Below are 25,718 nucleotides of genomic sequence, written 5' to 3'. Positions count from 1 at the left end.
GAAAAGCATCAGAACACCAGCATCTTACTGGCGGTACTCACATTTTCAATGAGGTTGGTGCGGACGGCGGGACTCGAACCCGCACGGCCTTGCGGCCGCAAGATTTTAAGTCTCGTGCGTCTACCGATTCCGCCACGTCCGCGCGGCGCCTGCGGTAGCGGCACGCGCGCGACAGATCAAGCGGCGGCGTCCGGCCGCCAGCCGTAGAGCCAGGCGTAGCGGTCGCGCATCCCGTCCGGGCCGAGGCGGCGCATGACGAGGTCGCGCGCCGTGCCGACGAGGGCGCCCGCGTGGTAGCTGCGCCCGTTGCCGCGGGCCGCACGCTGGACCCGACGCGCCCGTTCGGCCCGCGCCGCCTCGTAGGCAGCCAACGCCTCGGGTACCGAAACGGCCCCGAGGCAGGCCGTCAGCACGGCGGCGTCCTCGATGGCGAGCGCCGCGCCCTGCGCGAGGAAGGGCAGCACCGGGTGGGCCGCATCCCCGAGGAGCGCGACGCGTCCCCGCGCCATCGGCCGGGCCACGGGCCGCTCGACGAGGGACCAAACGAGCCAGGAATCCGGCAGGCCGAGAAGCTCCGCGATCGGCGCCGCCGCATCGCGAAATTGGGCGCGCAGCACCGCCGGCTCGCCGAGGCGGCCCCAATCCTCGTCGCCCTGGCGCTCCGGCACGATGGCGACGACGTTCAGCCGCTCTCCGCCGAGGATCGGGTAATGGACGACGTGGCGACCGTGCCCAAGCCAGAGCCCGGTCTCCGCCCCCTGCAGCGCGCCGGGCGCCGCCTCGCGCGGCACCACGGCGCGCCAGGCCGCCATGCCGCCGGAGGCGAGCGGCCGGCCGTCGAGATGACCGCGGATCCGCGAGCGGAGGCCGTCCGCGCCGACGACGAGATCGGCGCGAACCGTCTCGCTCCGCCCGCCCGCCGCGCTCTCCAGCGTGAGGTCGACGGCCTCTTCCGTCTCGGAGAGGCCGATTACCTCGCGTCCCACGAGGAGGCGGATGCCCGCCCGAGAGCGCACGGCATCGAGGAGCAGCGTCTGCAGGTCCGCCCGGTGAATCACGTAGTAGGGCGCGCCGTAGCGCTCCCGCACCTTGGCGCCGAGGCGGACCGAACCAATGGTCCGCCCTGACCTCAATCCCCGCACCGTCACGCCGGGCGGCTCGCAGGCGGCCCGGCGGAGCGGCGCGCCGAGGCCGAGGCCGATCAGGATGCGGCTCGCATTCGGCGAGAGCTGGAGGCCGGCGCCGACCTCGCTGAAGCCGGTGCGGCGCTCGATCAGGGTGACGGCGTGGCCCGCCTCGCTGAGGGCGAGCGCCGCCGTGAGGCCGCCGATCCCGGCACCGACAATGGCGACAGCGAGACCCACCGGGGGCGCGGGGCCCGCCTACTCGGCCGCGACCTTGGCGCGGTCGTCCCAGACGCAGGACGCCGGATCGGCCTGGCCGGCCTTCAGGCTCGGCCGGTAGCGATAGAGCGTCGAGCAGTACTGGCAGATGATCTCGTGGTCGGCGCCCATGTCGAGGAAGACGTGCGGGTGATCGAAAGGGGGCAGCGCCCCGATGCACATAAACTCCCGCGAGCCGACCTCGATGGCGCTCACGCCGAGATCGTTGTGGAAGTGCGGTACCGCCTTTTCAGCCATCGCGCCGTCCTGCCCTGCGCCAGGCACCGGCCGGGTGGCCGGACCCGCGATCAAGCGAATCTCGCCCGTCAGCGCCGCGCGCTCCGGACACGGCCATGCCTCTAGCCTCTCCCGGCCCGCAATCCTAGGGGTACGGCACCGTTGCGCGCGCTCGGGTTGGCGTCTCCGCGCGCAGACCGTACATAGGGTGTCCGCCACAGCCGCATCCCGCAAGACATCTCCCGATGAACCAGCAAGACCAAGTCGCCGCGCAGGGTGCCCGGCGCGCCCCGGAACCGCCGATCCACGGTCCGGACGATTTCGAGGGGATGCGCCGCGCCGGCCGCCTCACGGCCGAGGCCCTCGACCTCCTGATGGAGGCGACCCAGCCCGGCGTGACCACGGAGCATCTCGATCGCCTCGCCTACGAGTTCGCGATGGACCATGGCGCCTACCCGGCCTCGCTGTTCTACCGCGGCTATCCGAAGTCGATCTGCACCTCGATCAACCACGTGGTCTGCCACGGCATCCCGAACGACAAGCCGATGCGCGAGGGTGACATCGTCAATCTCGACATCTGCCTGATCCTCGACGGCTGGCACGGGGATTCGAGCCGCATGGCCTATGTCGGCGAGGTGCCGCGCAAGGCGCAGCGCCTGTGCGAGATCACTTACGAGGCGCTGATGCGCGGCATCGCCGCGATCAAGCCCGGTGGATCGACGAACGATATCGGGCGTGCGATCCAGGCCTACGCGGAATCCGAGCGCTGCTCCGTGGTGCGCGACTTCTGCGGGCATGGCCTCGGCCGCACCTACCACGATGCGCCGACGATCCTGCACTACGTCGAGCCGAGCTACGACGTGCCCCTGAAGCCGGGCCAGTTCTTCACGGTCGAGCCGATGATCAACCTCGGGCGCCCCGCCGTGAAAGTCCTGTCCGACGGATGGACGGCCGTGACGCGCGATCGCTCGCTCTCCGCGCAGTTCGAGCACACGGTCGCGGTCACTGAGACCGGCGTCGAGATCTTCACGGTCTCGCCGACGGGCCTGCATCAACCCTCCTCATCCGCCCTCTGATACCAATCGGTGGTGATCATAACTGATAGGCCCAGTCACGCAGGCCGATGGACATGATCTTCCAAGGCTGGTCGATGAACCGGTTCCAGACCTGACAGCACTGCTCGACAATGTCCTCGTAGGACGAGAAGACGCGGTCGCCGAGCCAGTTGTCGCGCAGGAACTGCCAGACATTCTCGACCGGGTTGAGTTCCGGGGCGCAGGCTGGCAGCGGCAGCAGGGTGATGTTGGCGGGCACGACGAGGTCGTGGGCGACGTGCCAGCCCGCCCCATCGAGGATCAGCACGGCGTGGGCGCCTTCCTCGACGCTGCAGCTGATCTCCCTGAGGTGCTCGTTCATCGCCGCGGTATCGCATCTCGGCATGATGAGGCCGGCACCCTTGCCCTTCTCGGGACAGATCGCTCCGAAGATGTAGGCGTGGGCCGTGCGTTGGTCCTTGGGCGCCGAGGGCCGGCTGCCGCGGCGCGCCCAGCGGCGGGGCAGCGTGTTCTTCTGGCCGACCCGAGCCTCGTCTGACCACCACACCTCGATGGCCGCGCCAGCCGGCAGCCGGGCTCGGATCGCCCTCACCTCGGCTGGCAAGTTTTTTTGAAGGCTGCCAGTGCGGCCGGGTCCTGCTCATGATGGCGCGGGCGTGCCGACAGCTTGCGGAAGCCGAGTTGTTTCACCGTGCGGCCCACCGTGCTCTCGTCCAGGCTCACGCCGAAGCTGGCGTAGATCCAGGCGGCGAGATCCTTCAGCCGCCAGCGCACCACGCCGTGTCGATCCGGGTCCGGCCCGCTCTCGACGATCTGCGCCAGCGCTTGACGCTGCGCATCGCTCAACTTGGCTGGGTTGCCCGGGGCCTTGCGGTTGATCAGCCCGGCCGGGCCAGCTGCGTTGAAGGCGAGCACCCAATCGCGCACCGTCTGCAACCCTACCACCCCGATCCGAGCCGCATCCGTGCGGCTGCTGCCCTCGTAGATCTCGGCCAGCGCCAGCAGCCGGCGGCTCTGGCCCGCGTCTCGGCTGGCCTTGGCCAGACGTCGAAGATCGTCGGCGTTGAAATCCTCACGCAGAGCAACCGCAGCGGACATGGCAAACCCTCCCGGTTTGCCTCATCGAACCAGATCCGCCGCCGATACGAAACCTCGTGAGTCGCTATCACCGTCGACCGGTATGAGACACGAAGGCCATGCGCCACCGCCCGTCGTCCGATCTCCCGGTCGAGGCGGGCGGCCCGGCTCCCGCGGGGGAGGACGGCCCGCATTATCTGGGGCACCGCGAGCGCCTGCGCGCCCGCTTCGCGCAATCGGGCGCCGACGCGTTGCCCGACTACGAGCTTCTCGAACTCGTGCTCTTCCGGGCGATCCCGCGCCGTGACGTGAAGCCCCTCGCCAAGGCGCTGATTCGCCGCTTCGGCAGTTTCGCGGAGGTCGTGAGCGCCGAGCCCTCCCGGCTCGCGGAGATCGAGGGGATCGGGCCCGGCATCGTCGCCGACCTGAAGCTCATCGAGGCGGCAGGACATCGCCTCGCCCGCGGCGCGCTGAGCGACCGGCCCCTCCTTTCCTCTTGGACCGCTGTCCTGGACTATTGCCGCACCACAATGGCCTTCTCGTCGCGCGAGCAGTTCCGGATCCTGTTCCTCGATAAGCGCAACCATCTCATCGCCGACGAGGTGCAGGGCCGCGGCACGGTCGACCACACCCCAGTCTATCCGCGCGAGGTGGCGCGCCGCGCCCTCGAACTCGCGGCAACCGCGATCATCCTTGCCCACAACCACCCGTCCGGCGATCCGACCCCCTCGGCGACGGATGTGAAGATGACGCGCGAGATCATCGGTGCGCTTGATCCGCTCAAGATCGTGGTCCACGATCACATCATCGTCGGGCGGGACGGTCACGCCAGCCTGAAGGGGCTGAAGTTGATCTGATCTCGTCAGGATCGACTTCCCGCAGGTGCGAGAAGCGGTTTCGCAGGAATCTGCGCGCCACAGCTTGGCAGTTCAGAGATAGTACAACCCTGTCGTTCCCGGCTCAGTCAGCATGCGCGTGTCCTGAAGTTCTGAACTTTTCCTTCGAGCCGACGAGACGTCGATAACAAAGCGGCGATTCTCTCCCATGCACCACTTTCGTTAGTGTCTTTCCCTTTGCGTGGCGCGCCTCTTGCCTCTAGCGTGGCAGGCCAGGGAGGCAGACAATGACAGGCGTCGCGTTCGATGAGATGAGCGGTCTGGAGAGCGGCCCGGCTGCGATCCGTGAAGCCTACGGCGAGCTCAAATCCTGGCTCGAAGCCACCCCGCCCGAGCATTTCCACACCCGCCGCAGCCAGGCCGAACTCCTGTTCCGGCGGATCGGTATCACCTTCGCGGTCTACGGCGACAACGAGTCGACCGAGCGGCTGATCCCCTTCGACATCATCCCCCGGGTGCTCACGAAGCCCGAATGGAGCTTCCTCGAGCGAGGACTGAAGCAGCGCGTCACCGCGATCAACGCCTTCCTCAACGACATCTACGGCGCCCAGGAATGCTTGAAAGCCGGCATCATCCCGGCCGACCTCGTCTACCGGAATGCGCATTACCGGATGGAGATGCGCGCCTTCAAAGTCCCGCACGACCTCTATGTCCACATCGCCGGCATCGACATCGTGCGCACGGGCGAGAACGACTTCTTCGTGCTGGAGGACAACGCCCGCACGCCGTCCGGTGTCTCCTACATGCTGGAAAACCGCGAGGTCATGCTGCGGCTATTCCCAGACCTCTTCTCCCGGCACCGGGTGGCGCCCGTCGAGAACTATCCGGACGCCCTCCTCGCGACGCTGCGCAGCCTCGCCCCGACGACCGCCACGCGCGACCCGACCGTCGTTCTGCTGACACCAGGGCGCTACAACTCGGCTTTCTACGAGCACTCGTTCCTGGCGGATAAGCTCGGCGTCGAGCTCGTCGAGGCCTCCGACCTCTTCACCAAGGACGACACCGTCTACATGCGCACGACCGAGGGGCCGCGCCGCGTCGACGTGGTCTACCGCCGCCTCGACGACGACTTCCTCGACCCGCTCGTGTTCCGGCCCGACTCGGTCCTCGGCGTCCCCGGCCTGATGAACGCCTATGAGCGCGGGACCGTGACCCTCGCCAACGCGGTCGGCACCGGTATCTCCGACGACAAGGCGGTCTACAGCTACATGCCGGAGATCGTGAAATTCTTCACCGGCGAGGAGCCGATCCTCCACAACGTGCCGACCTACCGCTGCCGCGAGAAGGACGCCTTCGCCTACGTGATGGACCACCTCTCCGAACTCGTCGTGAAGGAGGTGAACGGCTCCGGCGGCTACGGCATGCTGGTCGGCCCCCACGCCACCAAGCGCGAGATCGAGGAGTTCGGCCGGCGCCTGCGGCACGCGCCGGACGGCTTCATCGCGCAGCCGACCCTCTCGCTCTCGACCTGCCCGACCTTCGTCGCTTCGGGCGTCGCGCCCCGTCACGTCGACCTTCGGCCCTTCGTGCTCTGCGGCGCCGACGAGATCCGCATCGTTCCCGGTGGCCTCACCCGCGTCGCGCTGAAAGAGGGCTCGCTCGTGGTGAATTCCAGCCAGGGCGGCGGGACGAAGGACACCTGGGTCCTCGACGGATGAGCCTGCCGCTTTCCGAGGCAGGCATTGCTGCCTCGAAATGCGGCAGATGATCCGCGGCTCCCCTCAGTCCCATCGCTAGCGAAACGCCCATGCTGTCCCGCACCGCCGACAACCTCTACTGGCTCTCGCGTTACGTCGAGCGCGCGGAGTTCGTGGCCCGCATCCTCGACGCAGCCCACCGCCTCGCCTCCCTGCCGACGAGCTACGGCGGCGGCGAGACCAACGAATGGGCCTCGGCGCTGGCCTCGGCCGGCGACACGGCGGTGTTCAAGCCGCTCTACGACGGGATCAACGCCGACACGGTGAGCAACTTCCTCGCCTTCAGCCCGCACAACCCGTCCTCGATCCGCTCCTGCATCGAGACCGCGCGCGAGAACGCCCGCAGCGTGCGCACCGCGCTCACCACCGAGATGTGGGACACGATCAACGGAGCGTGGCTGGAACTGCGCAATTACGAGGGGCGCGACCTCAACCGCGAGGATTTCTCGCGCTTCCTCGAATGGGTGAAGGGCATCTCTCTGACCTTCGACGGCTCGGCCTACCGGACGATGCTGCGCAACGACGCCTACTGGTTCACGCGCCTCGGCACCGGCCTGGAACGGGCCGACAACACCGCCCGCATCCTCGACGTGAAGTACCAGATCCTGCTGCCCGCCCACGAAAAGGTCGGCGGCAGCCTCGACTACTTCCAGTGGACCACGATCCTGCGCGAGGTCTCGGCCTTCAACGCCTATCACTGGGTCTACCGTGAGAGCATCAAGCCGCTGCTGGTGGCCGACCTCCTCATCCTCAACCGGCAGATGCCGCGCTCGTTTGCCAATTGCTACGGCATGGTGGTGGAGCATCTCGATCTCATCGCCGACGCCTACGGCCGCCGCGGCGCCAGCCAGCGGCTCGCCAGCAATGTGCTGGCGCATCTGGAGAGCGAGGACATCGACCGCATCTTCGCCTCGGGCCTCCACGAATTCGTCACCGCCTTCATCGGCGAGAACAATCGGGTCGGCGCAGCCATCACCGAGCAGTATCTGGTCTGACACCGGGCAACACGGGTAGAACCTTCCGCATGCGCATCCGCGTCGTCCACGAGACCATCTACAGCTACGAGCAGCCGGCCCGCGGCCTGATCCAGGTCATGCGCCTGACCCCGCGCGACCATGACGGTCAGTACGTCCGGCGCTGGCGGATCGAGCCTTCGGTCGACGGGCACCTGACCGAGCGCGAGGATGGCTTCGGCAACATCGTCCACTGGTTCTCGCCGGACGAGCCGGCCGACGCCCTCATCATCCGCGTGACGGGTGAGGTCGACACCAACGAGACGCACGGCATCGTGCGCGGCGCCGTGGAGCGCCTGCCCGATCCGTTCTACCTGCGCGAGACCGACCTGACGGCGCCGAGCGACGAGATCCAGGATCTCGCCCGGCGCGCCGCGGCGGCGGGCGATCCAGCCGTGCTGCCCTGCCTGCACCGGCTGCTCGCCGCCATCTGCGACGCGATGGCGTTCGAGCCGGGGCCCGCGAGCTCCAGCTCCACAGCCGCGAAATCCTTCGCGAACGGCAAGGGCGTCTGTCAGGATCTCGCGCACGTGTTCATCGCCGGAGCGCGGCACCTGGAGATCCCGACGCGCTACGTCTCGGGCTATTTCCGACGCGAGGACGGCGAGATCGAGCAGAAGGCGGGTCACGCCTGGGCGGAGGCCCTTGTGCCGGATCTCGGCTGGGTCGGGTTCGACCCGTCGAACGCCATCGGTACCACGGAGGGCTACATTCGAGTCGCCACCGGCCTCGACTACCTCGGCGCGGCGCCGATCCGCGGCAGCCGGACGGGCGGCGGCACGGAGACGCTGGACGTGCGCCTTCGGGTGGAGCAAGCACAGGCCACGGCGCAATCCTGATCCGGTCCTCGTCGCGGGCGGCGCCTAGGAAAGTACCAAGCCATGACCTACTGCGTCGGGGTCCTCGTGGAGGACGGGCTCGTGATGATCGCCGATACCCGCACAAACGCCGGGCTCGACGACATCTCCACCTACCGCAAGCTGCATCACTTCAACGTGCCGGGCGAGCGCGTGATGATGCTGGCCTCGGCCGGCAACCTCTCCGTGACCCAGTCCGTGCTCAGCCTGCTGGCCGAGGGCGTTCCGGCGGATGCGGAGGGCGAGGCGCCGATGCGCTTCATAGAGGCGCCGACCATGTTCCAGGCCGCCCAGCTCGTCGGCCGCGCGATCCGGCACGTGCGAGGTATCGAGCGGGAAGGGTTCGCGGCCGCGAATCTCCGCTTCGAGGTCTCCTTCCTGTTCGGTGGTCAGATCGGAGCGGAGCCGATGCGGCTGTTCCTGATCTACTCGGCGGGCAACTTCATCGAGTGCAGCGTCGACGCGCCGTTCCTGCAGATCGGCGAGCACAAGTACGGCAAGCCGATCCTCGACCGCGCCATGACCTTCGCGACCGACCTCTACGATGCCCTGAAGGTCAGCCTCGTCTCGATGGATTCGACCATGCGCTCGAATCTCGGCGTCGGCCTGCCGATCGACGTGGCGGTGGCGCGCCGCAATGCCCTCGACCTCGAGGTCAGCCACCGGATCGAGGCGGGCGAGCCCTATTTCCACGACCTGCGCGAGCGCTGGTCCGCCGCGCTCCGCGCCGCCCATCGCGCGATCCCGCGGCCGCCCTACGGCCCGGCGGTGCGCTGATCCGTCAGGCGGGGATTGGCGCCCTGTCGGATCCCGCACCGGCATGCTCGCGGAGCGAGCGGGTGTGGTCATCCCACAGGGACGCGTAGACGGGCACGCGGCGGATCAGGTCCTCGTGCCGGCCCGCTCCGAGTACGCAGCCGTCGTCGAGGACGACGATCTGGTCGGCCTGTCGCACCGCGGCGAGGTTGTGGGTCACCAGGATCAGGAGGCGGTCGCGGCCCCAGGCGGTGAGGTTCCGCTCGAGCGCCAGAGCCGCCTCCGGATCGAGGAAGGCGGTCGGCTCGTCGAGGAAGGCCAAGGCCGGGTCACGGATCACCGCTCGTGCGATCGAGAGGCGCTGCCGCTGGCCGCCCGACAGGCTGCGCCCGCTCTCGCCGAGTTCCGTCGCGAGCTCCTCCGGCAGACCCTCGACGGTGTCGAGGACGCCCGCGAAGCGCAGCGCGTCGCGCAGGGCCGCCCTGTCCTTCCGCCGTTCCGCGAGATTGTCGGCTACGCTGCCCGAGAACAGCACCGTGTCCTGATCCACCGCGCCGATCCGGCCGCGCAGCCAGCGCGGATCGTAGTCGCGCAGGTCTGCCCCGCCGACCTCGATACGTCCCAGGTAGTCGCGCTGCAGCCCGAGCAGGATCCGCAGAAGCGTCGACTTGCCGGACCCGTTGCGGCCGACGATGGCGACGATGCCGCGTTCCGGCAGATCGAGGCTGACGTCACGCAGGGCAGGCTTGTCGGAGCCCGGATAGGTCAGCGAGACGCCCTCGATCCGGATTCCGCCCGGCCCGAGCCGGCGCAGGGGCGGGTGGAGACGGGCGCGCTCCGTCGGCAGGCGCAGGAGCTCACCGACCTGGCCGATCGCCACGTTGACCTCCTGCGTCATGCGCAGGATGTCGGCGCTGCCGAGAACCGGGCCGGTGATCCGCGCCGCCACGACCTGGATCGCCAGGAACTCGCCGACCGTGAGGTGGCCGCCGTACATGCGCCAGCAACCGACGCCGATCACGAGCAGCGTCATGCCGCGGGAGACGGCCTGCGCGTGCACGCCGTAGCGCCGCTGAAGGTCCATCACGGCGCGCAGCTCCGCCAGCGCCTTGGCGGTGACGCGCTCCCACCGCCGCATCCGCGACGCTTCGAGCGCGAGCGACCGCACCGTGACGAGCCCGTTCACCGTCTCGGCCAGCGTGCTGTTCCGGTTCCCCGTCGCCTTGTAATAGGCCTCCGCCGATTTCCAGATCTCGCTGATCTGGTTGCTCGCGACGAGAACGATGATGGGCGCCGCCGCGACGAGAGTGATGGCGACCGCCGCGTCGTAGTGCAGGACGAGACCGAGGGCCACGACGGCACCGCCCGCGTCGATCACCGCGTTCGGCACCTGATGCAGGACGAAGTCCCGGATCTTCGTGACGTGCTGGAAGTGGTTGATGATCTCGCCGGAGCGGAAGCGGGCGCCGTCGAGCCGGACGCGCAGCAGATGCGCGAAGACGCGCCGCGAGATCCTTCGGTCGAGAAAGGTGCCGAGCCCGATCACAAGGGTCTGACGCCGGGAGAACAGGGCGACCTCGGCGGTGATGGCCGCCATGGCGAGGAGCGCGAGCCCGGCGAGCGGCAGATCGGCCCGGCCCGCCACGATGGCGTCGACGATGCGCTGGGTCGCGATGGGGAAGACGAGGCCGGCGCCGTAGCCGGCCGCGACCACCATCAGCAATCGTATCATCTGGCCGCGGCGCAGCCGCAGGACACGCGCGATCCAGCGCCAGCCGAAGGAAGTTCGCGCCCTGTGCATCGGTCCCGCCCCCTCTCGGTCGGATCCGCGTATACGCGATGACGGCCCCGCTGCGCGAACGCATAGGGGTCGCCGGACAGCCGGTGGCGTCATCAACCTGCGAGCGTCAGCCTCAGGTTCGCTCCCAGGCGGCGACGAGGTCGCGCGCGGCGCCGGCCGGGTCCGGCGCGCGCATCAGCCCGCCCATCGCCGCGACGGCGACGGCGCCGGCCCGTCGGCACAGGGGCACGGTGGCGGGCGTGATGCCGCCGAGCGCGACGACGGGGATACCGAGGCCGCACGCCTCGAGGAGGCCCGACCCACCGAGGGCCGGCCCGTAACCCGGCTTGCTCAGACTCTCGAAGATTGGGCTCAGGGTCGCGTAGTCGGCGCCACCGGCGCGCGCGCGAGAGAGATCGGTCAGGCCGTGGGCGGAGACGCCGACGAGGGCGTCCTCCGGCAGGATGCGACGTGCGGCCTCGATCTCGGCCGGTCCGGTGCCGCCCGGCAGGTGCACTCCGTCCGCGCCGAGGGCGGCCGCAAGGGCCGCGTCCCGACCGATCGTCAGGTGTCCTCCGCGCGTCCGCACGCGGGCAAGCAGGTCCTCGCCGAGGCGGCGGCGCTCGCCCGGAGCGAGGTCGGTGTCGCGGAACCAGATCCAGCGGCAGCCGCCGTCGAGAAGCGCGTCGACCATCACGCCGAGGCCGTACCGGCAGGCGTGATGGTCGGTGATCGCGAGGAGCGGCGACGGCGGCCGCCTCACGAACCGACGAGGCCGAGCTGCGGGCTCGACGGCTCCGCCCGGCCACGCCGCGGGATGCGGCCGGCGAGATGCGCGAAGCGCCCGGCCTCGACGGCGTGGCGCATGGCGCGGGCCATCCGCACCGGATCGTCCGCCTTGGCCACCGCCGTGTTGATGAGGCAGGCGGAAGCTCCAAGTTCCATCGCGACGACCGCATCCGATGCGGTTCCGATGCCGGCATCGACGATGACCGGCACGCTGGCGCGGCGGCAGATCAGCTCGATGTTGGCGGGATTCGCCACACCCATGCCGGAGCCGATCAGCGAGCCCATCGGCATCACCGCGGCGCAGCCGATGTCCTGCAGGCGCTGACAGACGACCGGATCGTCATTGCAATAGGGCAGCACGACGAAGCCGTCGTCGACGAGATGGCGGCAGGCCTCGATCAGCTCGGCGACGTCGGGATACAGGGTCTCCCGATCCCCGATGACCTCGACCTTGATCCAGTTCGTGTCGAGGGCTTCCCGGGCGAGTTCCGCCGTCATGATCGCGTCGCGCGCCGTCTCGCAGCCCGCGGTGTTCGGCAGGAAGCGATAGCCCTTCAGGGTCCGCAGCGTGTCCGAGCCGTGACCCTGGAGCGATACCCGGCGGATCGAGGCGGTGACCACCTCGGAGCCCGAGGCCGCAACCGCCTCGCGCATGATGGCCTGCGTCGGGTAGCCCGCCGTGCCGATGAGGAGGCGGGAGGTTAGGCTCACGCCCGCGATGACGAGCCGGTCGTCCTCCGAGGGGCGGATCGGCGTCACGGTGTCGGTCGATGTCATCTCTCAGCCTCCCTGCATGGCGCGCACGATCTCGACCCGGTCGCCGTCGCGGACGGGCGTGAGCGCCCATTCCGTCCGGCGCACGACGCGGCCGTTCAGCGCGATGGCGATGCCCTGCGGGCTCTCGATGCCGGTCTCCTCGGCCTCGAAGCGGAACAGGGACTCGATGTCGGCGGCCTCGCTCTCGCGGAGTTGCCCATTGACGGTAAGCTTCATGCGGTGGCCCTGATGCCGTTGGTTTCGCGGAACCGGCCGAGATCGAAGGCGCGCGCGAAGTCGGGCAGCGCGCCCTCGGTGACGAGCGCCGTCACGGCGTCGGCGGTGGCTGGGTTCAGGAGGTAGCCATTGCGGTGATGGCCCGTCGCCACGATGAGGCCGGGCGCGAGCGCGTCGATGATGGGGGCGTCGTCGTCCGAAGTCGGGCGGTAGCCGCTCCAGACCGCCTCGACCTCCATCTCTTCGACGCCCGGCAGGACGCGCCGTGCGCCTTCGAGCAGCGCGTAGAGGCCGCCCGCGGTGACGCCGTCGCGGAAGCCGCAATCCTCGACAGTCGCGCCGACGATCAGGTGCCCGTCGCTTTTCGGCGCGAGATGGACCTGCTCGGTCCAGACCATGCCCGAGAGCGTGCCGGTGCGCCGTGCGGTGCGCAGCGCGAGCGACTGGCCCTTGATCGGCCGCACGGGCAGGGACAGCGCCTCGGGCAGGAGACCGCCCTCCCCGCTCCAGGCGCCGGTCGCCAGGATCACGGTCTCGGCCGCGACGACACCGGCTTCCGTGCGCGCGCCGATCACCCGCCCGCCGGCCCAGTCGAGGGCACTGACGGGCGCCCGCTCGACGATGGTCACGCCCGCGCGCGCCGCCGCCGTGGCGAGTGCCGCCATCACCAGCCGCGGATCGACCTGATGGTCGAGCGGACAGGCGATGCCCGCCGTCACGGTCGGGCGCAGCATCGGTTCCCGGCGGCGGATCTCGGCACCGCTCACCCATTCGGCGGCGACGCCGGAGCGGCGCTGCAACTCGTAGCGGAAGCGCAGCCGCTCCACCTCGTCGCGCCCGACCGCGACGACGAGCGTGCCGTCCGTCCGATAATCGATCCCGATGCCGGAGGCCGCCTGCAGCGCGTCGCGGAAAGCCGGCCAGCGGCGCAGGCTCTCAAGGGCCAACGGCAGAAGCAGGTCGGAGCCGGGCTCGTGCTCCGCGGCTGGCGCCAGCATCCCGGTTGCTGCCAGGCTGGCGCCGGCCCCGAGGGTCTCGCGCTCCAGCACGGTGACCGAGCGGCCGGCCTCGGCCAGCCGCCACGCGATCGAGAGCCCGATCAGGCCGCCCCCGATGACGAGGATGTCGGCGCGCACCGGCAGATCGGCATGCGCGACCGACGCCTGCCCGGCGCGGCGGAGTCCGATGGGTGAGGTCGGCACGGATGCCAAGGATTACCCTCCGCGATGGCCCGCAGAGATTGGTGTCCTCGCGCTTCTCTCGGAAGCAACCGGGCCCTTGTCGGAAACCCGCGGTCCAATCCCTACGCCGGTATGAGCCGGATCAGGTTCGAAGGATTTCCGCGCCGCCGTCCTCGCGAGGACGGCCCATCGGTTTCTCAGCCCCTTGCCGGGGATCTCCCTGGAACACCCCGAGATTTGGACGCTCGGCTGCCCCGGGTCAAGCCCGGTTGCGGCAGGCGGCCGGCTTGGCCGCGGGACGGTAGACCGCCATCGGCTCGGGGAAGCCGTCGAGGCTATGGGTGCCGAGGGGTTCCGGATCGCCCCACAGGAAATCCACGAAGGGCTTCGACATGAGCAGCGGTTCGCCGAGCGTCCGGTTGAGCCGGGCGAGCCGGCTCGCGAGGTTCACGTCGCGGCCGATCACGGTGAAGTCGAGGCGCGTGCCCGAACCCACATTGCCGTAGGCCGCCTCGCCGTGATGGAGCGCGATGCCGGCCGCCACCGGGTTCGCGAAGCGGCCGAGCCCGTTCGCCTCGTCGAGGGCGGCGAGTGCGGCCTGCGCTGCGGTCAGGGCGCCCTTCGCGGCGCCGCCGAGATCGTCGCCAGGCTCGCGGAAGATCGCGAGGAGCCCGTCGCCGAGATATTTCAGGATCTCCCCGCCCTCCCGCTCGATCGCGGGGACGAGGCAGTCGAAGAAGATGTTGAGGAGGTCGACAGCCTCCTCGGGCGTCATGTCGGCGGAGATGTGGGTGTAGTCGCGCATGTCGGCGAACAGGATCGCCGAGCGGATGCGCTGCACGTGGCCGCGGCGGATGGACCCGGACAGGATCGCCCGGTGCGGCTCGTCTCCGACGTAGATCCGCAGCACCTGATCGAGTTGCTTGTTCACGAGGCGCATCTCCATAACGGCCGCCAGCGTCGGCATTACGAAGCGGAGGATTGCGATGTGATCCTCACGGAAACCCTCGGGTGAACGGGTCGCGAAGGTGATGCCGTTGCGCGCGCCACTGGTGAAGATGAGGGGCGCCACGAGGTAGTGGCGGTAACCCGCCGCCTTCAATTCAGGGATGATGGAATAGGTGTCGTCCGCAGTCTCGGCGAGGTTGAGGATCAGCCATTCACCGGTCTGGTGCACGGTGTAGAAGGGGCTCGATTCGTACGCTTTGTCCGAGGCCTCGCCGTGCGGGAACAGGCGCACCGTCGCGCCCTCCTCCCGGTTCCAAGTGCGGCCGACACCGGCATATTCCGAATGCAGGGTGTCGATGGCAGTGCTCGCCCGATCGATGGGCACGTCGAGTTCGTTCAGGCGCTCCGCGAGCCCGGCCAGGAGATCGTCGGCCGCGAGCGTCCGCGTGCCTTCGCTGAGGAGCCAGTCGCGCAAGCCCACGCAATCCTGGAGATGGCCGAACGGCACGCCCTCGGCTTCCGAACCGTCGGCGTCGGCGGTCGGCGAGGACGGCGACTTTCGGGAGCCAGGATCGAGCATACGGCCAAGGTGGTGGTGCGACGCGCGGGCGACAATGGCCGCGCAGGGATTCGCTCGCGGCACACGGACATTACCGGCGCGCGACTGAAACCAGAAATAGCAATTCGGCGCACGGATCTCCTCCCCCCTCCGGGGAGGAGGATTTCCGAGACTGTCGCTCAGTTGTCGAGGAAGCTCCGGAGCTTCCGGCTGCGGCTCGGGTGCTTCAGCTTGCGAAGCGCCTTCGCCTCGATCTGGCGGATGCGCTCGCGTGTCACCGAGAATTGCTGGCCGACCTCCTCGAGTGTGTGATCGGTGTTCATGCCGATGCCGAAGCGCATCCGAAGCACCCGCTCCTCGCGCGGCGTCAGCGAGGCGAGTACACGGGTCGTGGTCTCGCGCAGGTTCGACTGGATCGCCGCGTCGATCGGCAGCACAACGTTCTTGTCCTCGATGAAATCGCCGAGGTGGCTGTCCTCCTCGTCGCCGATCGGCGTTTCCAGCGAGATCGGCTCCTTGGCGATCTTGAGGACCTTGCGGACCTTCTCCAGGGGCATGGCCAGCTTCTCGGCCAGTTCCTCCGGGGTTGGCTCGCGCCCGATCTCATGCAGCATCTGCCGCGAGGTGCGCACGATCTTGTTGATCGTCTCGATCATGTGCACCGGGATGCGGATGGTGCGGGCCTGATCGGCGATCGAGCGGGTGATCGCCTGCCGGATCCACCACGTGGCGTAGGTCGAGAACTTGTAACCGCGCCGGTACTCGAACTTGTCGACCGCCTTCATGAGGCCGATGTTGCCCTCCTGGATCAGGTCCAGGAACTGCAGGCCGCGGTTCGTGTACTTCTTGGCGATCGAGATCACGAGGCGGAGATTGGCCTCGATCATCTCCTTCTTGGCCTGACGGGCTTCGCGCTCGCCCTTCTGGACCATGTTGACGATCTTGCGATACTCGCCGATCTCCAGGCCCGTCTCGGAGGCAAGCGTCAGGATCTGCTCGCGCAGGTCCACCACCTGCCGGCCACCCTTCTCGACGAGGTTCTTCCAGCCCTTGCCGCCGAGCGTGCCGACGCGCTCCATCCAGTTCGGGTCGAGCTCCCAGCCCTGGTAGTGGCGCAGAAATTCGTCGCGGGCGACGCCGTGGCTCTCGGCGTAGCGCATCAGCCGGCCTTCGTGGGACAGAAGCCGCTTGTTGATGTCGTAGAGCTGCTCGACCAGCGCCTCGATGCGGTTGTTGTTGAGCGAGAGCGACTTCACGTCCGCGACGACGATGTCCTTCAGCTCGGCCTGCTTGGACCCTTGTGCCGGCGTGGTCGTCTCGCCGGCCGCCTTGCGGGCGGTCTGCTCGTTCTGGAGCTTGCGAAGCTTGCGGTAATTGTCGGCGATCGCGTCGAACGTCTCGAGGACGCGCGGCTTGATCTCGGCCTCCATCGCGGCGAGCGAGACGTTGTTCTCCATGTCGTCTTCGTCGTCGCCGCCCTCCGGGGGCGCGGCCGCTTCGCCGTCCTCGCTCTCCTCACCCTCCTCGCCCTCGGCGAGCTGCGGCGCGTTCTTGCCGTCGGGGCCCGCGTAGGTCGCCTCGAGATCGATGATGTCGCGAAGCAGCACCTTTCCGTCGACGAGCTCGTCGCGCCAGATGATGATGGCTTGGAAGGTGAGCGGGCTCTCGCAGAGGCCCGCGATCATCGCCTCGCGGCCCGCCTCGATGCGCTTGGCGATCGCGATCTCGCCCTCGCGGGAGAGAAGCTCCACCGAACCCATCTCGCGCAGATACATGCGGACGGGGTCGTCGGTGCGGTCGGTCGGCTCCTTGGCAGTTTCGGAGCGCACGGCGACGGCGCGCGCGGGCGCGACCTCGGCCACCTCCGAGCCCTCCGGGCCGTCGTCGTCCTCCGCGGCCTCGCCGTTGGCCGGCCGCTCGCTCGCCGCCTCGTCGGTCTCCTCCGCCTCGACGACGTTGATGCCCATCTCGGAGAGTTGGGCGAGCACGTCCTCGATCTGGTCGGGATCCGACTGACCGTCCGGCAGGACCTCGTTGACTTCCTCGTAGGTGATGTAGCCGCGCTTCTTGGCGAGCTTCACCATGCGCTTCACCGAGGCATCCGTCAGGTCGAGAAGCGGCCCGTCGGTCTGCTGTTCCGGAGCGGCGTCCGTCTCGTCCCGTTCAGTTGCCTTCGTCGCCATGATCAGCCTATTGTTTTCGTGGCGGAGCGATGCGGGAGCTTTCGGGCCGCTCCGCGCCATCGATGCCGCAATGCGCGTGAACCGCGACCGGTTCGCGACCCGGCCGCTTCGATCCTCAATCCGGTATGCAAGCAAGACGCTTGACCGATTGTTAACTAAGCGGCGGCGGAGCGTCGCCCCGACGCCTTTGCACCACCTTTACGGCGCGGTCGAGTCGGTCGTCTCCGGCAAGTCCGCTTCGGCCTCCGCTCCAGCAACCACAGCCAAGCGCGCTTTGACATCGCAGAGCCACGCGAAATTGGCCTCGGTTTCCTCTTCGACTAATGCCCGTTCAGCCTGACGGAGTTCGCTATGTAGCGCTCCGGCCTTGCGGTGCAAGATCATAGCCTGGCGCAATGCGTCTTCGAGACGCATGGGATCGGCATGCGGATCGAGCGCCCAGCGGTCGCCCGGACGGACACGAACCGCGAGCCGCGCGACCGCGTCCTCGAGGCCGGCCCGGGCCAGTTGGCTCTCGACGAGCGAGGCGTCCGCTTCCGTCGCTTCGGCCGCCCGGTCGAGAAGGAAGGAGCGGAGCGCCACGGCGTCGGCATCTTCGAATTCGAGCTCGGCGAGTTCCTCGACGTTGAGGCCGAGCAGTTCCGGATGGGCGACGAGGCTGCCGACGATCATGGCCTCGCGAAAGGTGCCGCCGCCGGCGAAGCCGGACGAGCGCGCGAGGAGCGGGCTCGGGGCCACGGTGAGGCGGGGCGAGGCCGGCGGGTCGCCGGGTCGGCCCGCGCGGCGCTGGAATCCGTTCGACCGACCGCCCGGCTGAAAGCCCGGCCGCGGCTGGGAGGCGCGCGGCGAGAGTGCCCGCAGGCGTTCCTCGATCTCGTCGCGATAGTATCTCCGAACGGTCTCGTCGCGGATGATCGCGATCATCTCCCGAAGGCCCTTGGCGAGGCCGGCGCGGCGCTCGGGCGTGTCGATGGGACCGGCCTCGACGGCACGCGCCCAGAGCACCTCGACAAGGGGTTTCGAGGCCTCCAGCACCCGGTCGATCGCGGCCGAGCCGCCCGAGCGAAGCAGGTCGTCCGGGTCCTGCCCCTCCGGCAGGAGCGCGAAGCGCAAGGACCGTCCCGGCTCGAGCATCGGAAGCGCCACGTCGAGCGCCCGGAAGGCGGCGCGCTGGCCCGCTCTATCCCCGTCGAAGCACAGGATCGGCTCGTCCGCCTGCCGCCAGAGCAGGCCGAGCTGCTCCTCGGTCAGCGCCGTACCGAGGGGCGCCACGGTGTTGGCATGCCCCGCCATCGTCATGGCGATCACGTCGACATAGCCCTCGACGGCGATGATCGTGCCGCGCTCGTGCGCCGCCTTGCGGGCTTGGTGCAGGTTGTAGAGGCCCTGCCCCTTGTGGAAGAGCGGCGTCTCCGGCGAGTTCAGGTACTTCGCCTTGGCGTCGGCTTGCATCGCGCGGCCGCCGAAGGCGATGACGCGCCCGCGCACGTCCGCAATCGGGAACATGATCCGGTCGCGGAAGCGGTCGTAGGGGACGGTGACGTCCTCGCCCGCGTAGAGGAGGCCGAGCTCGGCCATGAGATCCTTCGGCACGTCCTTGCCCGCGAGGAAGTCGCGCAGGCCGTAGCGCTCCGAGCCCGCGTAGCCGAGACGGAAGCGGGCGCGGATCTCGGAACCGAGGCCCCGCTTGTCCAGGTAGGCCCGGGCCTCGGCGGCGGCGGGCGCGCGCAATTGCTCCTCGTAATAGGCCGCGGCGAGTTCCATCACCTCGATCGCACCCCGCCGTCGCGTCTCCATCTCGCGGGCGTTCTCGGTCGGCGCCGGCAGCGCGACGCCGGCCTCCCCGGCCAGCCGCTCGACGGCCTCGGGAAAGCTCAACCCTTCCGTCTCCATCAGGAAGGTGAAGACGTCGCCGTGCTTGCCCGACGAGAAGCAGTGGTAGAACTGCTTCTGGTCGTTCACGTAGAAGGACGGGGTCTTCTCGGAATTGAAGGGCGAGAGCCCGCGCCACTCGCGGCCGGCCTTCTTCAGCCGCACGCGCCGGCCGATCACGTCGGAGGCCGGCAGGCGGGCGCGGATCTCATCGAGAAGGTGGGGCGGGTAGCGCACGCTCAGGTCCGGTCTGACGAGCCGGACACCATACCGGATCGCGCCGGGAGAGTCCTGAAGCAGCCCTCGCCATGCCCGTGATTCACGCCTTGGCGTTGAGCGCGTCCTTCACCAGCCCGCTCGCCTTGGCGAAATCCATGCGGCCTGCGTACTTCCCCTTCAGGGCGCCGATGACCTTGCCCATGTCCTTCGGGCCGGTGGCGCCCGTCTCGGCGATGGCGGCCTCGATCGCCGCCGTCGTCTCGGCCTCGTCCATCTGCTGGGGCAGGAAGGTCGTGATGATCGCCGCCTCGGCGCGCTCGTTCTCGGCGAGTTCCGGGCGCCCGCCCTGGTCGTAGACGCCGGCAGATTCGTTGCGCTGCTTGATCATCTTCTGCAGGAGCGCCAGCACCTCGTCCTCGGTCGCCTGGCCCTTGCCGGCGCCGCGGGCCTCGATGTCGCGGTCCTTGATCGCGGCCTGGATCATCCGGACGGTGGCGAGCTTCGCCTTCTCGCCGGCCTTCATGGCCTCCTTCATCTCCGCGGTCAGGCGCTCGCGCAGGGACATGGGTCTCTCCAATTCGAAAAGCTGTTGGGTGGCCTGCGATTCCCGGCGGTTGAGCCTCCGGGCGGGCGGGCCCACATTGACCCTGACGCGGACCGCTCGCTAAGAGCGCCCGGGAATTCAAGCCACCCGCACGCGCGAAGGGCCGCCTCTCGGCCTCCCGGCGCCGGGTCGGCCGGACATAAGCGAGATCACGCCGATGCTGCAAGACGATGGCGCGCCCGCGCATGCGAGCCCCGAGCCCTGGGCCGAGCCCCTGGCGACCGCCCTTCTCGTGCTCGCAGACGGCACGATCCTCGAAGGCTTCGGCATCGGCAAGACCGGGATCGCCGAGGGCGAGGTCTGCTTCAACACCGCGATGACGGGCTACCAGGAGATTCTGACGGACCCGTCCTACGCCGGTCAGATCGTCACCTTCACCTTCCCGCATATCGGCAATGTCGGCACCAACGACGAGGATCTGGAGAGCCTCGACGCGGCGCCCGCCTCGGGCGTGCGCGGGGTCGTCATCGCCTCGGCCGTGACGCAGCCGTCGAGCTGGCGCTCGTCGAGCCACCTCGACGCGTGGCTCTCGGCGCGTGGCATCGTCGGCATCACGGGCGTCGATACCCGCGCGCTCACCGCCCGCATCCGCGACAACGGCATGCCGAACGCAGTGATCGCCAACGATCCGGACGGGCGCTTCGACCGGGAGGCGCTGAAGGCGCAGGCCGCCGCGCTGGCCCCGATGGAGGGGCTCGACCTCGTGCCGCCGGTGACGAGCCGCGAGAACTCGGCCTGGACCGAGACCGTCTGGGCGGTGCAGGGCGGCTACGGCAAGCGCGAGCTCGGCCAGGGCTTCCGGGTCGTCGCGATCGATTACGGGGTGAAGCGCAACATCCTGCGGCTTCTCGCCGAAGCGGGCTGCGACGTGACGGTGGTCCCGGCGACGACGAGCGCCGAGGAGATCCTGGCGCTCAAGCCCGATGGCGTCTTCCTCTCGAACGGCCCCGGCGACCCGGCCGCCACCGGTGCCTACGCAGTGCCCGTGATCCGCAAGCTCCTCGATCAGCGCGTGCCGACGTTCGGCATCTGCCTCGGTCACCAGCTCATGGGCCTCGCGCTGGGCGGGCGCACCGTCAAGATGGCGCAGGGGCACCACGGGGCGAACCATCCGGTGAAGGACAAGACCACCGGCAAGGTCGAGATCGTCTCGATGAATCACGGCTTCGCGGTCGATCCCGCGAGCCTGCCCGGCAACGCGGTCGAGACCCACGTCTCGCTGTTCGACGGCTCGAATTGCGGCCTGACGCTCTCCGACCGCCCCGCCTTCTCGGTGCAGCACCACCCGGAAGCCTCGCCCGGCCCGAAGGACAGCCACTACCTGTTCGAGCGCTTCGTCACCCTGATGCGCGAGAACAAGCCCGAGACCGAGATGGCGGGGCGCTGACCGGACGCACGTCATAAAAAACCCGGGATTGCCCCGCATCTGACCGTCCGCGCCCGTCAACGGCGATGCAGCAACGCATCGCCGGCGGAGCGGACAACAGATCGGGGCTGTCGGATGACCTTGGACGAAGCGCGCGACGACTTCTCGCGGCTGCATCGCATATTCACCTTCCATCTCGGCGTCGCGGTCGGCCTGTCGTGGCTGACCACGCTCTACGCGGCCTGCTACGCGCCGTGGGTCCGCAACATCCGCGCCCTCCTCGACCCGACCGGCCTCGACCGCGTCGAGAGCACCCTCTCCTTCCTGTTCGTGCTGCCGGCCGTGCTGACGGTCGCCTGGATCTCGGTCTATTTCGGCCGCGAGATCATGCGCCGGACGCAGACCCTGTCGAACCTGACCCTCGAATTCGCCGCCGCGGCGATGGTCGCCTTCGGCGTGTTCTACCTCTCGATCGACCGGGCGGTCGCCGCCCTCTACATCGGCCTCTGAGGCCGGCACCGACGCCGCATCACGGGCGCGGCCGCAAAGGGCGCGCCCGGCGCGCGTCCCCACCTCGATCCCGCTCTTTCAAACGCGGACGCCTGCGTGTAAACGCGGGGCCCAACGACAATCCACGCCGCCAGCGCTCGCCTCGTTGCCGCTCCGCTTCCCCGGCGCCGCGCGCGGACGAGCGCGCGTGCCTGTAAGAAGGCGTACGATGCCCAAACGCACCGATATCTCCTCGATCCTGATCGTCGGTGCGGGTCCGATCATCATCGGACAGGCGTGCGAGTTCGATTATTCCGGCACCCAGGCCTGCAAGGCCCTCCGCGAGGAGGGCTACCGTATCGTGCTGGTCAACTCGAACCCCGCGACCATCATGACCGACCCGGACATGGCGGACGCGACCTATGTCGAGCCGATCACGCCCGAGATCGTCGCCAAGATCATCGAGAAGGAGCGCCCCGACGCGATCCTGCCGACCATGGGCGGCCAGACGGCGCTGAACTGCGCACTCTCCCTCCAGCGCATGGGCGTGCTGGAGAAGTTCGGCGTGCAGATGATCGGCGCGACGGCGGAAGCCATCGACAAGGCCGAGGATCGGCATCTCTTCCGCGACGCGATGACGAAGATCGGGCTCGAAACCCCGAAATCGGCGCTCGCCAACGCATCGGCCGCCAAGAAGGCCGACCGCGAGAAGTACCTCGCCGAGGTCGCCCGCATCGAGGCCGCGAACCTTGAGCCGCCCGCGCGACGCGCGGCGCTGACCGAGTTCGAGAGAAAGTGGCAGGGCGGCGAGGGCGACCGGCGCAAGCGCTACGCCGAGCACGCGCTGGGCCAGGCCCTCGTGGCGCTCGCCGAGGTCGGGCTTCCCGCCATCATCCGCCCCTCCTTCACGATGGGCGGCACCGGCGGCGGCATCGCCTACAACCGGGAGGAGTTCCTCGACATCGTCGAGCGCGGCATCGACGCCTCGCCGACGAACGAGGTGCTGATCGAGGAGAGCGTGCTCGGCTGGAAAGAGTACGAGATGGAGGTCGTCCGCGACCGGGCCGACAATTGCATCATCGTCTGCTCCATCGAGAACATCGACCCGATGGGCGTGCACACAGGCGATTCGATCACCGTCGCTCCGGCGCTGACGCTCACCGACAAGGAATATCAGGTGATGCGCGACGCCTCCCTCGCGGTGCTCCGCGAGATCGGCGTCGAGACCGGCGGCTCGAACGTGCAGTTCGCGATCAACCCCGAGAACGGGCGCATGATCGTGATCGAGATGAACCCGCGCGTCTCGCGCTCGTCCGCCCTGGCGTCCAAGGCGACCGGCTTCCCGATCGCCAAGGTCGCGGCCAAGCTCGCGGTGGGCTACACGCTCGACGAGATCGCTAACGACATCACCGGCGGCGCGACCCCGGCCTCGTTCGAGCCGACGATCGACTACGTCGTCACCAAGATCCCGCGCTTCGCCTTCGAGAAGTTTCCCGGTGCCGAGCCGACGCTGACGACCGCGATGAAGTCGGTGGGCGAGGCCATGTCGATCGGCCGGTGCTTCGCCGAATCGCTGCAGAAGGCGCTGCGATCCCTTGAGACGGGGCTGACCGGCCTCGACGAGATCGAGATTGAGGGCCTCGGCAAGGGCGACGACCACAACGCCATCAAGGCCGCCATCGGCACGCCGACGCCGGACCGGCTCCTCAAGGTCGCGCAGGCGCTCCGCCTCGGCGTCAGCCACGAGGAGGTCTACGCCTCCTGCAAAATCGACCCGTGGTTCTTGGAGCAGCTCCAGGCCATCGTCGATCTCGAGAACCGGGTGAAGGCCCACGGGCTGCCGACGACGCCGGGCGCCTTCCGGCAGCTGAAGGCCGCGGGCTTCTCCGACGCGCGCCTCGCGGTGCTCGCCAATCTCGAGGAGGCGGAGGTGCGGGAGAAGCGCCGCGCCCTCGACGTGCGCCCTGTCTTCAAGCGCATCGACACCTGCGCGGCCGAGTTCAAGGCGCCGACCGCCTACATGTACTCGACCTACGTGGCGCCCTTCGCGGGCGCGGTGGTCGACGAGGCGCAGCCCTCGGATGCTCGCAAGGTGATCATCCTCGGCGGCGGCCCGAACCGGATCGGCCAGGGCATCGAGTTCGACTATTGCTGCTGCCACGCCTGCTTCGCGCTCTCCGAGGCGGGCTACGAGACCATCATGGTCAACTGCAACCCGGAGACGGTCTCGACCGACTACGACACCTCGGACCGGCTCTATTTCGAGCCGCTGACCGCCGAGGATGTCCTCGAGATCATCGAGACCGAGCGTCAGGCCGGCACGCTCCACGGCGTCATCGTGCAGTTCGGCGGGCAGACGCCCCTGAAGCTCGCCCGCGCGCTCGAGGCGGCGGGCGTTCCGATCCTCGGCACCTCGCCGGACGCGATCGACCTCGCCGAGGACCGCGACCAGTTCAAGCGGCTCCTCGACAAGCTCGGGATGAAGCAGCCGAAGAACGGCATCGCCTACTCCGTCGAGCAGAGCCGGCTGGTGGCAGCCGATCTCGGCCTGCCCTTCGTGGTGCGCCCGAGCTACGTGCTCGGCGGGCGCGCCATGGCGATCATCCGCGACGAGACGCAGTTCGCGGATTACCTCCTCGACACCCTGCCGAGCCTGATCCCCTCGGAGGTGAAGGCCCGCTACCCGAACGACAAGACGGGGCAGATCAACACGGTGCTGGGCAAGAACCCGCTCCTGTTCGACCGCTACCTGTCGGACGCGGTCGAGGTCGACGTCGACGCGGTCTGCGACGGCGAGGACGTCTTCATCGCCGGTATCATGGAGCACATCGAGGAGGCGGGCATCCATTCGGGCGATTCCGCCTGCTCGCTGCCGCCGCGCTCCCTCGCGCCCGAGATCATCGCCGAATTGGAACGCCAGACGAAGGCGATGGCGCTCGCCCTCAGGGTCGGCGGGCTGATGAACGTGCAGTACGCCATCAAGGACGGCGTCATCTACGTGCTGGAGGTGAACCCGCGCGCCTCCCGCACCGTGCCCTTCGTCGCGAAGGTGATCGGCGAGCCGATCGCCAAGATCGCCGCCCGGGTCATGGCCGGCGAGCGGCTGGCAAACTTCGATCTCCGGCCGAAGACGCTGGGGCACATCGCGGTCAAGGAGGCGGTGTTCCCCTTCGCCCGCTTCCCCGGCGTCGACGTGCTGCTCGGCCCCGAGATGCGCTCGACGGGCGAGGTGATCGGCCTCGACGGCGGCTTCGGCGTTGCCTTCGCCAAGAGCCAGCTCGGCGCGGGTGCCTCGATGCCGACGACCGGCACGGTCTTCGTCTCGGTCCGCGACGCCGACAAGGCGCGGATCCTGCCCGCCGTGCGCACCCTGAAGGATCTCGGCTTCGCGATCCTGGCGACCGGCGGCACCCAGAAGTACCTCGTGGAGAACGGGGTGCCGACGGAGCGCATCAACAAGGTGCTGGAGGGGCGCCCGCACGTGGTCGACGCCATCAAGAACGGCGACATCCACCTCGTCCTGAACACCACCGAGGGAGCAGGTGCGCTGTCCGACTCGCGGTCCCTGCGCCGGGCGGCCCTCTTGCATAAAGTGCCGTACTACACCACTCTAGCCGGCGCGATGGCGGCGGCCGAGGGGATCAAGGCCTACCTCGAAGGCGATCTTCAGGTCCGCGCCTTGCAGGAATACTTCGCGGCCTGAACAGTCGAAGTCGCGGGTGCGTTCGCACCGGCGGGTTCGTGCGGTTCGGGATTTGAGCTCAT

General features: G+C 68.9%; 21 protein-coding genes, 1 tRNA gene and 1 riboswitch. Of the genes, 9 read left to right on the top strand and 13 right to left on the bottom strand.

Going from position 1 to position 25,718, the window contains the following annotated elements; all coding sequences use genetic code 11:
- Positions 1-55: 55 nt before the first annotated feature.
- The 3 genes from DK389_RS17600 to DK389_RS17590 all read right to left on the bottom strand — a co-directional run bounded on the left by DK389_RS17600 (position 56) and on the right by DK389_RS17590 (position 1,640).
- A tRNA-Leu gene (locus tag DK389_RS17600) sits at positions 56-142 on the bottom strand.
- 34 nt (positions 143-176) lie between these two features.
- Complete coding sequence (locus DK389_RS17595; RefSeq protein ID WP_109891500.1) at positions 177-1,364, bottom strand: FAD-dependent oxidoreductase; 1,188 nt, start codon at positions 1,362-1,364, stop codon at positions 177-179.
- 18 nt (positions 1,365-1,382) lie between these two features.
- Entirely contained in the window at positions 1,383-1,640 is a 258-nt protein-coding gene (locus DK389_RS17590) for a zinc-finger domain-containing protein (protein ID WP_109896510.1), read from the bottom strand.
- 224 nt (positions 1,641-1,864) lie between these two features.
- Here DK389_RS17590 and map point away from each other — a divergent pair, with 224 nt between their 5' ends.
- A complete protein-coding gene (gene map / locus DK389_RS17585; RefSeq protein WP_109891498.1) occupies positions 1,865-2,695 on the top strand; it encodes a type I methionyl aminopeptidase in 831 nt (276 codons plus the stop codon).
- 16 nt (positions 2,696-2,711) lie between these two features.
- On the opposite strand, the gene DK389_RS17580 is transcribed toward map, so the two are convergent.
- Positions 2,712-3,772, bottom strand: a protein-coding gene (locus DK389_RS17580) for an IS630 family transposase (protein ID WP_109891496.1) whose coding sequence is annotated in 2 segments (ribosomal slippage) — positions 2,712-3,286 and positions 3,286-3,772 — 1,062 coding nt in all. Because the reading frame shifts where the segments join, the coding sequence is not laid out codon by codon here.
- A gap of 98 nt (positions 3,773-3,870) precedes the next feature.
- Here DK389_RS17580 and radC point away from each other — a divergent pair.
- The 5 genes from radC to DK389_RS17555 all read left to right on the top strand — a co-directional run bounded on the left by radC (position 3,871) and on the right by DK389_RS17555 (position 8,991).
- Positions 3,871-4,608 carry a RadC family protein gene (gene radC / locus DK389_RS17575; protein WP_109891494.1) on the top strand — a complete coding sequence of 246 codons (738 nt, stop codon included), beginning with the start codon at positions 3,871-3,873 and terminating at the stop codon, positions 4,606-4,608.
- A 266-nt stretch (positions 4,609-4,874) separates the two neighbouring features.
- Positions 4,875-6,305: a circularly permuted type 2 ATP-grasp protein gene (locus DK389_RS17570; protein ID WP_109891492.1), complete on the top strand. Its 1,431-nt coding sequence runs from the start codon at positions 4,875-4,877 to the stop codon at positions 6,303-6,305.
- Between the two features lie 89 nt (positions 6,306-6,394).
- Positions 6,395-7,339, top strand: a complete 945-nt coding sequence (locus DK389_RS17565; RefSeq protein WP_109891490.1) for an alpha-E domain-containing protein — start codon at positions 6,395-6,397, stop codon at positions 7,337-7,339.
- A 29-nt stretch (positions 7,340-7,368) separates the two neighbouring features.
- A complete protein-coding gene (locus tag DK389_RS17560; RefSeq protein WP_109891488.1) occupies positions 7,369-8,196 on the top strand; it encodes a transglutaminase family protein in 828 nt (275 codons plus the stop codon).
- A gap of 42 nt (positions 8,197-8,238) precedes the next feature.
- Entirely contained in the window at positions 8,239-8,991 is a 753-nt protein-coding gene (locus DK389_RS17555; protein WP_109891486.1) for a proteasome-type protease, read from the top strand.
- A gap of 4 nt (positions 8,992-8,995) precedes the next feature.
- Here the strand turns inward: DK389_RS17555 and DK389_RS17550 are convergent, their stop codons facing one another.
- The 9 genes from DK389_RS17550 to DK389_RS17510 all read right to left on the bottom strand — a co-directional run bounded on the left by DK389_RS17550 (position 8,996) and on the right by DK389_RS17510 (position 20,059).
- Complete coding sequence (locus tag DK389_RS17550; protein ID WP_162560707.1) at positions 8,996-10,771, bottom strand: peptidase domain-containing ABC transporter; 1,776 nt, start codon at positions 10,769-10,771, stop codon at positions 8,996-8,998.
- Positions 10,772-10,883: 112 nt separating this feature from the next.
- A complete protein-coding gene (locus DK389_RS17545; RefSeq protein ID WP_109891482.1) occupies positions 10,884-11,513 on the bottom strand; it encodes a thiamine phosphate synthase in 630 nt (209 codons plus the stop codon).
- Positions 11,510-12,316 carry a thiazole synthase gene (thiG, locus tag DK389_RS17540; RefSeq protein ID WP_109891480.1) on the bottom strand — a complete coding sequence of 269 codons (807 nt, stop codon included), beginning with the start codon at positions 12,314-12,316 and terminating at the stop codon, positions 11,510-11,512. The genes DK389_RS17545 and thiG overlap by 4 nt, the downstream gene beginning before the upstream one ends.
- Positions 12,317-12,319: 3 nt before the next feature.
- On the bottom strand, positions 12,320-12,532 hold the full coding sequence (thiS, locus tag DK389_RS17535) for a sulfur carrier protein ThiS (protein WP_109891478.1): 213 nt from the start codon (positions 12,530-12,532) through the stop codon (positions 12,320-12,322).
- A complete protein-coding gene (gene thiO, locus DK389_RS17530) occupies positions 12,529-13,743 on the bottom strand; it encodes a glycine oxidase ThiO (protein ID WP_109891476.1) in 1,215 nt (404 codons plus the stop codon). The genes thiS and thiO overlap by 4 nt, the downstream gene beginning before the upstream one ends.
- A 71-nt stretch (positions 13,744-13,814) precedes the next feature.
- A riboswitch (TPP riboswitch) is annotated at positions 13,815-13,944 on the bottom strand.
- Between the two features lie 28 nt (positions 13,945-13,972).
- Positions 13,973-15,241 (bottom strand): adenylate/guanylate cyclase domain-containing protein, encoded by a 1,269-nt coding sequence (locus tag DK389_RS17525; RefSeq protein ID WP_109891474.1) that lies wholly within the window; start codon positions 15,239-15,241, stop codon positions 13,973-13,975.
- Positions 15,242-15,399: 158 nt separating this feature from the next.
- Positions 15,400-17,403, bottom strand: a complete 2,004-nt coding sequence (rpoD, locus tag DK389_RS17520; protein WP_109891472.1) for an RNA polymerase sigma factor RpoD — start codon at positions 17,401-17,403, stop codon at positions 15,400-15,402.
- A 198-nt stretch (positions 17,404-17,601) separates the two neighbouring features.
- Positions 17,602-19,512, bottom strand: coding sequence for a DNA primase (gene dnaG, locus DK389_RS17515; RefSeq protein ID WP_109891470.1), 1,911 nt, complete (start codon positions 19,510-19,512; stop codon positions 17,602-17,604).
- Positions 19,513-19,594: 82 nt separating this feature from the next.
- Positions 19,595-20,059 carry a GatB/YqeY domain-containing protein gene (locus tag DK389_RS17510; protein ID WP_109891468.1) on the bottom strand — a complete coding sequence of 155 codons (465 nt, stop codon included), beginning with the start codon at positions 20,057-20,059 and terminating at the stop codon, positions 19,595-19,597.
- A gap of 196 nt (positions 20,060-20,255) precedes the next feature.
- On the opposite strand from DK389_RS17510, the gene carA reads away from it, so the two are divergent.
- From carA to carB, 3 genes are all read left to right on the top strand, one after another.
- Positions 20,256-21,485 (top strand): glutamine-hydrolyzing carbamoyl-phosphate synthase small subunit, encoded by a 1,230-nt coding sequence (gene carA / locus DK389_RS17505; RefSeq protein ID WP_109891466.1) that lies wholly within the window; start codon positions 20,256-20,258, stop codon positions 21,483-21,485.
- Between the two features lie 114 nt (positions 21,486-21,599).
- The gene (locus DK389_RS17500) at positions 21,600-21,974 is read left to right on the top strand and encodes a hypothetical protein (RefSeq protein WP_109891464.1); all 375 of its coding nucleotides are present in this window, start codon (positions 21,600-21,602) and stop codon (positions 21,972-21,974) included.
- Between the two features lie 208 nt (positions 21,975-22,182).
- Positions 22,183-25,656, top strand: coding sequence for a carbamoyl-phosphate synthase large subunit (gene carB / locus DK389_RS17495; protein ID WP_109891462.1), 3,474 nt, complete (start codon positions 22,183-22,185; stop codon positions 25,654-25,656).
- The last annotated feature ends 62 nt before the right edge of the window (positions 25,657-25,718 follow it).

It is taken from the genome of Methylobacterium durans (genome assembly GCF_003173715.1).
Taxonomy (GTDB): domain Bacteria; phylum Pseudomonadota; class Alphaproteobacteria; order Rhizobiales; family Beijerinckiaceae; genus Methylobacterium; species Methylobacterium durans.
Note: the sequence above shows the minus strand (reverse complement) of the source record. Positions and strands in the feature narration are given on the sequence as shown.

Excerpts from the sequence above, each read along its gene's own strand:
- carB (WP_109891462.1), top strand. The coding sequence starts at position 22,183 with ATGCCCAAACGCACCGATATCTCCTCGATCCTGATCGTCGGTGCGGGT.
- DK389_RS17500 (WP_109891464.1), top strand. The coding sequence starts at position 21,600 with ATGACCTTGGACGAAGCGCGCGACGACTTCTCGCGGCTGCATCGCATA.
- rpoD (WP_109891472.1), bottom strand. The coding sequence starts at position 17,403 with ATGGCGACGAAGGCAACTGAACGGGACGAGACGGACGCCGCTCCGGAA.
- DK389_RS17525 (WP_109891474.1), bottom strand. The coding sequence starts at position 15,241 with ATGCTCGATCCTGGCTCCCGAAAGTCGCCGTCCTCGCCGACCGCCGAC.
- DK389_RS17565 (WP_109891490.1), top strand. The coding sequence starts at position 6,395 with ATGCTGTCCCGCACCGCCGACAACCTCTACTGGCTCTCGCGTTACGTC.
- carA (WP_109891466.1), top strand. The coding sequence starts at position 20,256 with ATGCTGCAAGACGATGGCGCGCCCGCGCATGCGAGCCCCGAGCCCTGG.
- DK389_RS17590 (WP_109896510.1), bottom strand. The coding sequence starts at position 1,640 with ATGGCTGAAAAGGCGGTACCGCACTTCCACAACGATCTCGGCGTGAGC.
- DK389_RS17510 (WP_109891468.1), bottom strand. The coding sequence starts at position 20,059 with ATGTCCCTGCGCGAGCGCCTGACCGCGGAGATGAAGGAGGCCATGAAG.
- map (WP_109891498.1), top strand. The coding sequence starts at position 1,865 with ATGAACCAGCAAGACCAAGTCGCCGCGCAGGGTGCCCGGCGCGCCCCG.
- DK389_RS17555 (WP_109891486.1), top strand. The coding sequence starts at position 8,239 with ATGACCTACTGCGTCGGGGTCCTCGTGGAGGACGGGCTCGTGATGATC.
- thiG (WP_109891480.1), bottom strand. The coding sequence starts at position 12,316 with ATGACATCGACCGACACCGTGACGCCGATCCGCCCCTCGGAGGACGAC.
- thiS (WP_109891478.1), bottom strand. The coding sequence starts at position 12,532 with ATGAAGCTTACCGTCAATGGGCAACTCCGCGAGAGCGAGGCCGCCGAC.
- DK389_RS17550 (WP_162560707.1), bottom strand. The coding sequence starts at position 10,771 with ATGCACAGGGCGCGAACTTCCTTCGGCTGGCGCTGGATCGCGCGTGTC.
- DK389_RS17560 (WP_109891488.1), top strand. The coding sequence starts at position 7,369 with ATGCGCATCCGCGTCGTCCACGAGACCATCTACAGCTACGAGCAGCCG.
- DK389_RS17570 (WP_109891492.1), top strand. The coding sequence starts at position 4,875 with ATGACAGGCGTCGCGTTCGATGAGATGAGCGGTCTGGAGAGCGGCCCG.
- radC (WP_109891494.1), top strand. The coding sequence starts at position 3,871 with ATGCGCCACCGCCCGTCGTCCGATCTCCCGGTCGAGGCGGGCGGCCCG.